Here is an 11,572-nt window from a genome sequence, read left to right on the forward strand (position 1 = left end):
AGGCAGCGGCTAAACCCTTCATGAAAAGCGGATTTCTGACTGGCAGCGATATGGGGCTGGCGGTTGGAATCATCATCATCCTGACGGTGCTTTTCCTGCCTGTGCCGGCAGTCGTTCTGGATATCGGTCTGGCGTTCTCGATCGCCTTTTCAGTCCTGATCCTGATGGTTTCGCTCTGGATCCAGCGCCCGCTGGATTTTTCCGCGTTCCCGACGGTGCTGCTGATCGCCACCATGATGCGATTGTCGCTGAATATCGCGACGACACGCGTGATTCTCACCCATGGCAACGAAGGTTATCTCGCTGCCGGTCATGTGATCCATGGCTTCTCGCAATTCGTGATGGGCGGCGACTTCGTCATCGGTCTGGTGGTTTTCTGCATTCTCATCATCGTCAATTTCCTGGTCATCACCAAGGGTGCGACGCGTATCGCGGAAGTGGGCGCGCGCTTCACCCTCGACGCCATCCCCGGCAAGCAGATGGCCATCGATGCCGATTTGTCATCCGGTCTTATCGATGAAAAGGAAGCGCAGAACCGCCGTCGCGAACTGGAAGAGGAAAGTTCCTTCTTCGGCTCCATGGACGGTGCGTCGAAATTCGTGCGCGGTGACGCGATTGCGGGCCTCATCATCACCGCCGTCAATATTTTCGGCGGGATCATCATCGGTGCCACGCGCCACGATATGGATATTGCGCACGCAGCCGATGTCTTCACCAAATTGTCGGTCGGCGACGGTCTGGTCACGCAGATTCCGGCCCTGATCGTTTCGCTCGCCGCCGGTCTTCTGGTGTCGAAGGGCGGCACACGCGGTTCTGCCGATCAGGCGATTTTCGGCCAGCTCGGCGCCTATCCGAAGGCGCTTCTGGTCGCGGCGATGCTGCTCTTCGTTCTGGGCATCATGCCGGGCCTGCCAGCCTTCCCGTTCTTCATGTTGGGTGGCGCAATGGCCTTCATCGGCATTGCGGTGCCGCGTCGTCAGGCCCGCCAGCGCGAGGCGGAAGCTTCGGAAGCGGGCAAGAAGCAGCGCGAAGCGGAAGAGCAGGAGCGCAACTCGGTCAAGGCATCGCTGGAAACAAACCAGATCGAGCTTTGCCTCGGCAAGCAGCTCTCTGCCCGCCTGATCGCTTCGCAGCAGGAACTGGCGCACCGTGTCAACAAGATGCGCCGCAAATTTGCGCAGGAATACGGTTTCGTCATCCCCGAAATCAAGGTGACGGACGACATCGCGATTCCACCAAAAAGCTACCGTATTAAAATCCACGGCACGGCTGTTGCCAGCCACGAGTTGCGCGTGGGTGAAACGCTGGTTGTGCTTGGCGAACGTCAGATCCCGTCCATTCCGGGCGAGGAAGTGCGCGAACCGGCCTTCGGTATGCGCGCCTATTCCGTGCCGGAAACCTTTGCGTCCGATCTGCGCCGCGACGGCTATATGACTGTCGATAATCTCTCGGTCCTGCTGACGCATTTGAGCGAAATCGTCCGCAACAATCTGGCCCAGTTGCTTTCCTACAAGGATATGCGCATTCTGCTGGACCGTCTCGGCTCCGAATATCGCAAGCTTCTGGAAGATATCTGCCCGTCGCATATTTCCTATTCAGGCCTGCAGGCGGTGCTGAAGCTGCTGCTCGCTGAACGCATCTCCATTCGCAACCTGCATCTGATTCTTGAAGCCATTGCGGAAATCGCGCCGCTGGTGCGTCGTCCGGAAATGATCGTGGAGCACGTCCGCATGCGCATGGCGCAGCAGATTTGCGGCGATCTTTCCGACAATGGCGTGCTGAACGTGCTGCGTCTCGGCAATCGCTGGGATCTGGTCTTTCATCAGAGCCTCAAGCGCGACGCCAAGGGTGAGATCGTCGAGTTCGATATCGATCCACGCCTGCTGGAACAGTTCGGCACGGAAGCGTCCACGGTCATCCGCAAGCATTTCGATAATGGCGAACGTTTCGTACTGGTTTCCTCACCTGAAGCGCGACCTTACATCCGCATGATTATCGAACGCCTGTTTGCCACCTTGCCGGTGCTGTCGCATGTCGAAATCGCCCGTGGTGTGGAGGTGAAATCACTCGGCGCGATTTCGTAACTCTAAGATCCTTCGAGACGGTTCCCTTCACTGCGCTCAGGGCACCTCCTCAGGATGAGGGGATTAGGAGGACGGGTAAATGATTCATATGCGGAAAGGGGTCTGAGTGCCGATTGCGCAACTGCCGCTCAACGACATCATATTGGCAGCCGTTCTGGCTTTCTGCCGCGTCGGCGCGTGTCTCATGCTGATGCCGGGGCTTTCGAGCGCGCGCATTCCGTTGCAGGTCAGGCTGTATATAGCGCTGGCCTGTTCATTTGCGGTCCTGCCGCTGGTGCTGCAGCGTATCGTTACTGTTGTCGATGCCGGGCAACCGTGGACCCTGTTTCGCCTGATGGCGAGCGAAATGTTTGTCGGCGCGGTTATCGGCATTCTGGCGCATATTTATTTCTGGGCGCTGCAATTCATGGCTAACACGATGGCAATGGCCATTGGCTATAGCGGCTCGCCAGCCGATGCCATCACGGAAAGCGAGCCGCAGGCGACACTTGCCACCATCGTCACCTTTAGCGCGCTGTTCCTGTTCTTTATTACCGACATGCATCTGGAAATATTCCGGGCGCTGCTCAATTCCTATGTGGCCATCCCGGTTGACGGGCAGTTCCGGCCCGATGCGGCGATGATCGATTTCACCGATGCGCTTTCGGCAGCCTTTCTGGCAACGCTGCGTATTGCGGCGCCGTTCATCGTCTTTGCGATTCTCGTCAATTTCGCCATCGGCCTGGTGAACAAGCTGACGCCGACGATACCGGTTTACTTCGTGTCGATGCCGTTCGTACTGGGGGGAGGGCTGCTGGTTGTCTATTTCATCCTGCCGGAACTCCTGCGTTTCTTCACCGATGAAACTGCGATGCAGTTGCGCGCGCTATTTTAAGGGTGGCCATGACGAACCCGCGCAATCTCAAGAAACTCATTGAACTGCAAAAGCTCGGCAGCGCCCGGCTGGAGCAGGCTCTTGCCGCAGCCAATGCACGCAAGAGCGCGCTGGATGAAGAACGCGAGGCGCTCATCGCCATGCAGGATCGCCGCTATGACGGCGATGCGCTCAATATCGATCCGTCACTGCTTATCAAGCGCCTTGGAGCCAATGCCGCCGAATCGCAACATCTCGAACAGCGTCTCGAATCACAACGCAAGGCACTTCTGCAGGAACAGAGGCGGGTCGAATTGCTGGAAGATCGTCTGACGGATGCCGAAAATGATCGCGAACGGCGCGAACTTTCCAACCTGATCGAAGAGTTTATTAGCCGGAGAACGACAAACGGGCCGCAAAACCCCGACTGAGCGCAAGATCGAGGCTGAACGCACGCACAAGTTTCAGTCAAGTTTGACCCATTATGGTGCAAGTAACAAAGCGCATCCCAAAAAGTGCGAAGCGGCTTTTTGGACAAGATGCGCGACAAGACGATCAGAGTGCATCCCAAAAAATGCGAAGCGGTTTTTGGGGGCGAGATGCGCGACAAAACTAAACGTTAGAGCGTCGATCTGATTCAGTCGGATCGAAACGCGCTCTAAAAGAAGGAAGTGATGTATGGCGATCAATCCGCCGTCAGATCTCGTGATGGACGTGGCACGTGCTGCCGATCCGCAAGCCTATCGTAGGGTGGCGGAACGGTTGAGAGCGCCATCCGCATCGGGAACCGCGGTGGCATCCGCCGCCGTCGGCGGGCTGACACGGGATAATTTCGCCAGCTTTTCCGACAGCCTTGCGGCTGGGATCAGCATGCGGCCGGACGCGCAGAATGCAGCCAATCCGGCCTATCGCAAGTTTGAGGCCTTTATGCTGCAGTCCTTCGTGCAGTCGATGTTCACCAGTGACACGACGGCGACCTTCGGGAAGGGGATTGCCGGTGAATACTGGAAGTCCATGATGGCGGAAGCCATGGCAAACAAGATGGCGGATGGCGGCGGTGTCGGCATTGCCAAGTTGCTTGAAGAACAGGCGGCGCGCACCGGGCGGGCAGACGCGCCGACGACGCTAGCGTTAGGAGATGTGATCAATAATCTGGGAGACCATGTGAGCGAAAATACCGTATCGAAGGACATTGTACATGGCTTCGAACGCAAGCTCATTCAAAAGCAGCTCGACAACAACAGCGATACGGACAGCGCGCGCGGCTGATTGGCCCGCAAAGACAAGTGTCCGCCATGCTTCATAATTGAGGACCCCCTAAATGACCGAGACAAGCTCTGAAAACAGCCTGCCGCCAGAGGATTCGCTGATCGTCGCCGTGACGAGCGAACCCGGTCAGGTGCTGGCAGAGGAACCGGCCGAGAACCCCACATTGAAGCCGGTCGTGCGGGCAATCCAGCGTCTGGAAGATGTCATCGATACCGAAACGCGCCTTCTGCTGGAGGGCGGCAATCCGGATCTGGCGGAAATCAACTCCCGCAAGAGCCGCGGACTTTACGACTTCAACAAGGCGATCAAGAAAGCGGCCAGCGCTGCCGAACCGGCAACGATGAAGCGGCTCCAGCCGCTGCTCGACAGCCTGAAGCAGAAGCTTGAGAAGAATTGCGAAGCGCTGCAACTGCATCTGCGGGCGGTCGGTGAACTGGCCGACCTCATTCGCGGCGCGCTGGAAACACAGGAAGCCGATGGCACCTACAGCATGCAGAGCGTGAGGCTCGGTCACGCACGATGATCCGCATCATTGCCATCGGTCTTTGGATTTGCGCCGTCGCTTTCGGCTCGCTTTTCATGGCGGTTCGCCAGAACGCCTCATCCACGGATGAGGCGCAGGCCGGGACCGGTGGGTTTGGTGGCGTGGATTACGTCAAGACGGATGTGATGAGCGTGCCGATCATCTCCAACGGCAGCGTTGCCGGCTATGTGGTGACGCAGCTTGTCTATACGATCGATTCGAACATCCGCAAGAAGCTGACCGTGCCGCTGGAATTCTTCATCAGCGATGAAATCTTCCGCAAATTCTATGGCAGTTATTCGGATACGAAAGAGGTCGAGAAGGTGAGTTTCGAGGATGTGCGTGCCTCGATTATCAGCGATCTGAATGCACGGTTCCCCGAGCCGGTCATCAAAGACCTTCTGGTTGAGCAGTTCAATTATATTTCAGCCGAAGAAATCCGCGCCATGAACATGCGCGGCACGCCAACGCCGACGGCTCCGGCCAAGCAGGCCCCAGAAAAGCAGGTTTCGGAAAAGCAGGCTAATGCAGAGCCTGTCGGTCACAGCGAATAATATTTTCCTGCAAGCTGGGCGAGCCGTTCTTCGTCCAGAGGTGTGACGGTTGGATCTGTTATGAGCTCGACACCCATTTCACGGCCATGGCGCCAGGCGACACGAGCCAGAAGTGCGCGACCGTAATAGTCATCGAATAGCCAGAAACGTTCGGGCAGGGTCGGAGCTTCGACAGTTCTCAGTTTGGCACCATGCGGTGCGATATCGCTGAACTGGCATTCGATGATGAAGCGCCCGTCGAGGCCTACGATCTTGCCGGATCGCAACCTCGTGCGCTGTCTCTCTTCCCTGCGACGTTCATGGGATGGCTTAACCCGCGCCATATCAAATCTTACCTGCTATTCCCCTATAGTATCGGCCTGAAAATCGGGATTCGATTTTCAGAAAGCACGATGCTTAGTTTCAACGGGCTAGAGCGTCCTTTTGTGTGTCCGGAAGGACGCACGGCGCTCTAGGGCTAATCTAGCAGGTTTCGATTGCGGATGCGTTACTTTTTAAGCCGGGATTTGCGGACATGGTTACCTTGAACAGCTTCCTGCGTGTTCAGAACACCTCCGCCGGGTCAATGTTCTCCGCAGGCTTCGCATAGGCCGCGCAGCTCCAGTGTCGTCTTGCGCGACTTGAACCCGTTCTGGAGGCTCCAGGCGCTGACCAGATTCTCGATTGCGGCGTCGGCGAACTCCGTCACCTGTCCGCATTTCTCGCAGATTGCGAACGCCACGAGACCCTGCTGGTGGCATTGCGGATGCGCGCACGCAACGAAGGCATTGAGGCTTTCGAGGCGATGGATCATCCCGTAATCGAGCAGCTTTTCCAGTGCGCGATAGACCTGCAGCGGCGCGCGGAAACCGTCGTCACGCAACTGGTCGAGGATCGTATAGGCGCTGAGCGGCCCTTCTGCCTTGGACAGAACGTCGAAAACCAGTGTCTGATTGCGGGTCAGGTCCTGCGGGGCGTGATGATGGTGATGCGTGCTCATTGTCCTGCGATCCGTTTCGGTGATGCTTGCTCCCTCTTATGTAGGGGCAACAGGCTCAAAATGAAAAGGGCAAGCGCCGCGACCACGATGGAAGGGCCGGACGGCGTGTCGAAATGAATGGAACCGTAAAGTCCGCCGACCACCCCGGCTGCACCGATCAATGAGGCCAGAATGGCCATCTGCTCTGGCGTGGAGGAAAAGCGGCGCGCCGTCGCCGCCGGAATGATCAGGAGCGAGGTTATCAAAAGAATTCCGACGATTTTCATCGCAATGGCGATGACAATGGCCAGAAGCAGCATGAAAACAATGCGCGACAGGGCTGGGTTCATGCCTTCGGCGCGGGCAATATCCTCGCTGACGGTGGCGGCGAGGAAAGGACGCCACAGCCAGGCCAGAACCGCCAGCACGAACACGCCACCGCCATAGATAAAGGCGATATCCATCCGCGAGACGGCCAGAATATCGCCGAACAGGAACGACAGCAGGTCGACACGCACCCATGTCATGAAGGCTACGAGGACAAGGCCAAGCGACAGCGTGGCATGGGACAGGATGCCGAGGAGCGAATCTGCCGACAATGTATGGCGGCGCTGCAGAAGCAGCAGAATAGCGGAGATTGCGACCGCAACCACGAACACGCCGATCATCATATTGATGTCGAAAATCAGCGCCAGTGCTACGCCGAGCAAGGCCGAATGTGCCATGGTGTCGCCGAAATAGGCCATGCGGCGCCAGACGATGAAGCAGCCGAGCGGGCCGGTTGTGAGCGCCAGCCCGACACCGGCGATGATGGCGCGGGTGAAGAAGTCGTCAAGCACGCGGCGCACTCCCTTCGTGATGATGATGCCCGTGTCCATGTTCGTGCTCATGCTCGTGATGATGGCCATCATCGGCATGGCAATGTTCTGTCACGGAACCGTCGGCATGCAGCACGCGCCCGTCGGGCAGATGGGTGTGATCGTGGTGATGCTCATAAACGGCAAGCGGCCCGACAGCCCGGCTACCGAACAATCGCATATATTCAGGGCTCGCCGTCACATCGCGCGGTGTCCCGCTGCAGCAAACATGCCCGTTGAGGCAGATGACGCGGTCGGTCGCCGCCATGACCAGATGGAGGTCGTGCGAAATCAGCAGCACGCCGCAGCCTGTGTCGTCGCGCAGTTTTGCAATCAGCTCATAGAGGGCGGCTTCGCCGGAGAAGTCGACACCCTGTACCGGCTCGTCCAGCACCATGAGATCCGGCTTGCGGGCAAGGGCGCGTGCCATCAGCGCACGCTGAAACTCGCCGCCTGACAGGTTGGCTATCTCGGCCTTTGCAAGATGGGGAATGCCCACCACTTCCAACGCAGCCTCAATATCCTTACGTGTGAGCGAAGCGGTCAGTGTCATCAGACGTTCGACGGAAAGCGGCAGCGTGCGGTCGACATTGATCTTTTGCGGCACATAGCCGATGCGCAGCCCCGGCGCGTGGGTCACACTGCCTTCGTCAGGCTTCAGGATGCGCAGTGCCATTTTGGCGGCGGTGCTCTTGCCCGCGCCATTCGGACCGATCAGGGTGACGATCTCGCCACGCTCGACAGCCAGGTCGACATTGCGCACGAGCCAGCGCCCGTCGCGATAGACGCCTGCATCCTTCAGTTCGATCAATGTTTCCCGTACCGCTACGGCGGGGAGGGGGGGCTTCCTGCTCATCTATTCCGGGCTTTCACTGCCTGCATGTTCTTGTTCCACGCACGGATCATCTGCCGATTCGGGATTTTTCCCAGCGGTTTTTCTATGGCTCGTTCGCCGCACAACTGCCGGTGTGAATTTTCCAAAATGGGGGTTGCCTCACCTTATGACAGACGTTATAGCATAACGCAACTGATGTAATAAAATAACATATCACTTGAATATGATGTCCTTCACCAATCCTACAAGAGAGAGACTATGAAACATCTCCGCTGCCTCCTCCTCGCCTCAGCATTTCTGGCCGGTGTGGCCGGTACGGTGAATGCCTCGTTTGCTGCGGAACGCGACGGGGTTGTCGTATCGATCAAGCCGCTTCATTCGATCGTTTCCGCGGTCATGCAGGGCGTGGGCGAGCCGAAACTGATCGTTCAGGGGGCGGGTTCCGAACATGTCTACAGCTTGAAGCCCTCCGACGCAGAAGCGATCGAGCACGCCAAGGTGATTTTCTGGGCCGGTCCGTCGATGGAAACCTTCCTCGACAAGCCTATCGATACGCTTGGCGACGGCGCGAAGGTCGTCGCGCTTGGCGAAGCGGACGGCCTGACCAGGCTGAAGTTCCGTGAAGGCGGTCCATTCGAAGCACATGATCATGGTGCGGAAGGCCACGATCATGCTCATGATGACAAGAAGGATACCGAAGCTTCGGAAGCCGGGCACGACCATCATCATGGCCACAGTGAATATGATCTGCACTTCTGGCTCGACCCGCAGAACGGAAAGGTTCTGGCGGCAGATATCGCCAAGACGCTGAGCGAAAGCGATCCCGAACATGCCGCGCAATATGGAAAGAACGCAAAGGACTATGGCGAGAAGATCGATGCGCTGACCAAGGCTGTCGCCAGCGAACTGGAGCCGGTAAAGGACAAGCCATTCATCGTCTTCCATGATGCCTACCAGTATTTCGAAAATCGTTTCGGTGTGAAGGCGGCTGGATCGATCACGGTCAGCCCGGAAAAGGCGCCGGGTGCTGCGCGCATCAAGGAAATTCACGAGAAGATCAAGTCGCTTGGCGCCACCTGCGTGTTTTCTGAACCGCAGTTCGAACCGAGGCTGGTGAACACCGTTATCGAACGAACGGATGCCAAAACGGGCATTCTCGATCCTTTGGGTGCAGAATTGAAGGATGGTCCGGACCTTTACCCGCAGCTCATCCGTAATCTGGCGGATTCGCTGAAGAACTGTCTGTCGAAATAACAGCCGCGTCCGCTTTCCTTTGCCGGATGCCCGTGCATTCAGAAAGCGGTCGCAATTGTGCCGGGCTGCAACCCGGAGCATTTCCGAGCCAAAAGTGCGAAGCAGTTTTGCGTCGTATAATGCGTATAAACAAGCGGTAGAGCGGTTCTACGGTTCCGCTTTAACTGAACCGCTCTACCAGCAGTCCGGCACTCCATATCCGGATTAAGCGGATCGGGCTTCATCCATTCGCTTCAAAGCGTCATCAAACACAAACCGTTTTACGGCTTTCTGAAACACTCAAGGGCGGTTCCAGCCGCCCATTTTCACCACTAAAGCCGTTATGATATAACATTAAGGAGAAAAGAATGCGTAGCTTTGTCAGGGCACTTCAGGCCGGTGCTGTTTTGACTTTCCTTGTTCCCGCTGTCGCGGGCGCACATGGCATCTGGATTGCCGAACGTCACGGAACACAGGCTGTCGTATATGGCCATGGCGCAAGCGATGAGGCTTATGATCCGCAGAAGCTGAAGACGGTGACGGCCAAGGATGTGGACGGCACGGACGTTGCTGTCGAGATCAAGAGACAGGAGGATCACGCCCTGTTGGGTGTGCCTAAAGATGCAGTCGTGGTCAGCAGTACGCTCGACAATGGCTTCTGGGCGGAGGGGCCTGATGGCAAGTGGGTCAACAAGCCGAAATCGGAAGTGCCGGGCGCAAAACAGTCCAGTCAGAGTCAGAAATTTGCAGTCGCCATTCTCGATCATTTGCGCAGGAAGCCACAGGCGCAGGGCTTGCCGTTTGAAATCGTCCCGTTGATGGACCCGACGATACTGGAGGCCGGCAACGAACTTCCCGTGCAGATTCTGGTCGATGGAAAGCCGGTAGAGGGCGTCGAAGTCACGGCGGATTATGTCAATGACAGCCATGCGGCACCGGTGAAGAGCGACGCGGAAGGCATCGCTAGGATCAGGATTCGCAATGCAGGTCTTAATGTCGTGGGGGCGGGCTATTCCAAGCCACTGTCCGGTTCAAACGAAGCAGACAAGCTCAGCTTTTTCACCACGCTGACCTTCAACCTCGATCACCATCATCACGATTGATCCTGACAGTTTAGAGCGCGCTTCGATCTGATTGAAGCAGATCGGCGCTCTAACCGTTTATTTTACTGCGCATCTTATCTGAAAACCGTTTCGCACTTTTCGGGATGCGGTCTCATTTAAACAAGGAACGGAGTCATGAAAAAGAGGCTACCCGTTACGGTCTTGTCCGGCTTTCTCGGCGCCGGGAAGACAACACTGCTCAATCATGTGCTCAATAATCGCGAGAACCGCCGCGTCGCGGTGATCGTCAATGATATGAGTGAAGTGAATATAGATGCCGCTCTCATACGCGAAGGCGGCGCCAATCTTTCCCGCACGGATGAACAGTTGGTCGAAATGACCAATGGATGCATTTGCTGCACATTGCGCGATGATCTCCTGAAAGAGGTTTCGCAATTGGCAGCTCAGGGACGCTTCGATTATCTGCTGATCGAATCGACAGGGATAGCAGAGCCATTGCCGGTCGCCGCTACTTTCGAGTTTCGCGACGAGAAGGGCAACAGTCTGTCGGATGTCGCTCGCCTCGATACGATGGTGACGGTTGTGGATGCCGCCAATCTGCTGAAGGATTATGCGTCGAGTGATTTTCTGCGCGATCGCGGCGAATCTCTCGGAGAGGATGACGAGCGCACGCTTGTCGATCTTCTGGTCGAACAGATCGAGTTCGCCGACGTCGTCGTGCTGAACAAGATATCAACCGCTTCAAAAGAGGAGCGTGATCTGGCGCATAAGGTCATCCGTTCACTCAATCCCGATGCCCGCATCGAGGAGGTCGATTTCGGCGAAGTATCGCTCGACGCCATACTGGACACGAGGCTCTTTGACTTCAACAAGGCGCATGAGCATCCGCTCTGGTACAAGGAGCTACATGGCTTTGCCTCGCACACGCCGGAGAGCGAGGAATATGGCGTTCGTTCCTTCGTCTATCGCGCGCGGCGTCCCTTCGATCCCGACCGGTTCCAATCATTCATCGACAAGGGCTGGCCGGGCGTCGTGCGGGCGAAGGGATTTTTCTGGCTTGCGACACGGCCCGATTTTGTCGGTGAAATCAGTCAGGCCGGCGCTTTGGTGCGTACCGGGAAAAGAGGGCGCTGGTGGTCATCCGTACCGAAGCATTATTGGCCGGCAGAACCTGAATGGCAGCGCGCCATGGAGCCATACTTCCATAAGGTGTGGGGGGATCGACGTCAGGAGATCGTTTTCATCGGTGTCGATCCGATGCAGGAAGATGCACTCATCGAGGAACTGGATCAATGCCTCCTTGAGGAAGAAGACTTCGTGCCCGAACGCTGGTCGGGACTGA

Annotated in this window: 13 protein-coding genes (1 of these 13 running past the window's edge); 9 read left to right on the top strand and 4 right to left on the bottom strand. The window is 57.0% G+C overall.

The window, feature by feature from the left end; genetic code table 11:
• Positions 1-20: 20 nt before the first annotated feature.
• From flhA to CQZ93_RS17215, 6 genes are all read left to right on the top strand, one after another.
• Positions 21-2,084 carry a flagellar biosynthesis protein FlhA gene (flhA, locus tag CQZ93_RS17190; RefSeq protein WP_181153479.1) on the top strand — a complete coding sequence of 688 codons (2,064 nt, stop codon included), beginning with the start codon at positions 21-23 and terminating at the stop codon, positions 2,082-2,084.
• 106 nt (positions 2,085-2,190) lie between these two features.
• Positions 2,191-2,958, top strand: a complete 768-nt coding sequence (gene fliR / locus CQZ93_RS17195; protein WP_105543834.1) for a flagellar biosynthetic protein FliR — start codon at positions 2,191-2,193, stop codon at positions 2,956-2,958.
• An 8-nt stretch (positions 2,959-2,966) separates the two neighbouring features.
• The gene (locus CQZ93_RS17200) at positions 2,967-3,368 is read left to right on the top strand and encodes a hypothetical protein (protein WP_105545189.1); all 402 of its coding nucleotides are present in this window, start codon (positions 2,967-2,969) and stop codon (positions 3,366-3,368) included.
• A 247-nt stretch (positions 3,369-3,615) separates the two neighbouring features.
• A complete protein-coding gene (locus CQZ93_RS17205; protein WP_105543835.1) occupies positions 3,616-4,206 on the top strand; it encodes a rod-binding protein in 591 nt (196 codons plus the stop codon).
• Between the two features lie 52 nt (positions 4,207-4,258).
• Complete coding sequence (locus CQZ93_RS17210; RefSeq protein WP_105543836.1) at positions 4,259-4,729, top strand: flagellar protein FlgN; 471 nt, start codon at positions 4,259-4,261, stop codon at positions 4,727-4,729.
• Positions 4,726-5,283, top strand: a complete 558-nt coding sequence (locus tag CQZ93_RS17215) for a hypothetical protein (protein WP_105543837.1) — start codon at positions 4,726-4,728, stop codon at positions 5,281-5,283. The genes CQZ93_RS17210 and CQZ93_RS17215 overlap by 4 nt, the downstream gene beginning before the upstream one ends.
• Here CQZ93_RS17215 and CQZ93_RS17220 read toward each other — a convergent pair.
• The 4 genes from CQZ93_RS17220 to CQZ93_RS17235 form a co-directional block, all read right to left on the bottom strand.
• Positions 5,271-5,606: a PilZ domain-containing protein gene (locus tag CQZ93_RS17220; RefSeq protein ID WP_105543838.1), complete on the bottom strand. Its 336-nt coding sequence runs from the start codon at positions 5,604-5,606 to the stop codon at positions 5,271-5,273. The two genes, CQZ93_RS17215 and CQZ93_RS17220, sit on opposite strands and share 13 nt — an antisense overlap.
• Positions 5,607-5,845: 239 nt before the next feature.
• A complete protein-coding gene (locus CQZ93_RS17225) occupies positions 5,846-6,262 on the bottom strand; it encodes a Fur family transcriptional regulator (RefSeq protein ID WP_105543839.1) in 417 nt (138 codons plus the stop codon).
• Positions 6,259-7,119, bottom strand: coding sequence for a zinc ABC transporter permease subunit ZnuB (gene znuB / locus CQZ93_RS17230; RefSeq protein WP_105543840.1), 861 nt, complete (start codon positions 7,117-7,119; stop codon positions 6,259-6,261). The genes CQZ93_RS17225 and znuB overlap by 4 nt, the downstream gene beginning before the upstream one ends.
• On the bottom strand, positions 7,073-7,954 hold the full coding sequence (locus tag CQZ93_RS17235) for an ATP-binding cassette domain-containing protein (RefSeq protein WP_105543841.1): 882 nt from the start codon (positions 7,952-7,954) through the stop codon (positions 7,073-7,075). The genes znuB and CQZ93_RS17235 overlap by 47 nt, the downstream gene beginning before the upstream one ends.
• A gap of 237 nt (positions 7,955-8,191) precedes the next feature.
• Here CQZ93_RS17235 and znuA point away from each other — a divergent pair, with 237 nt between their 5' ends.
• The 3 genes from znuA to zigA all read left to right on the top strand — a co-directional run.
• Positions 8,192-9,187, top strand: coding sequence for a zinc ABC transporter substrate-binding protein ZnuA (gene znuA / locus CQZ93_RS17240; protein WP_105543842.1), 996 nt, complete (start codon positions 8,192-8,194; stop codon positions 9,185-9,187).
• Between the two features lie 347 nt (positions 9,188-9,534).
• Positions 9,535-10,269 (top strand): DUF4198 domain-containing protein, encoded by a 735-nt coding sequence (locus CQZ93_RS17245; RefSeq protein ID WP_105543843.1) that lies wholly within the window; start codon positions 9,535-9,537, stop codon positions 10,267-10,269.
• 135 nt (positions 10,270-10,404) lie between these two features.
• Positions 10,405-11,572: the 5' portion of a zinc metallochaperone GTPase ZigA gene (gene zigA, locus CQZ93_RS17250; protein WP_105543844.1), read on the top strand. It continues 32 nt past the right edge of the window; 1,168 of the gene's 1,200 nt are visible here — the first part of the coding sequence; it begins with the start codon at positions 10,405-10,407; its stop codon lies beyond the right edge, outside the window.

Origin of the sequence: Ochrobactrum vermis, assembly GCF_002975205.1 — a bacterium.
Lineage (GTDB): Bacteria > Pseudomonadota > Alphaproteobacteria > Rhizobiales > Rhizobiaceae > Brucella > Brucella vermis.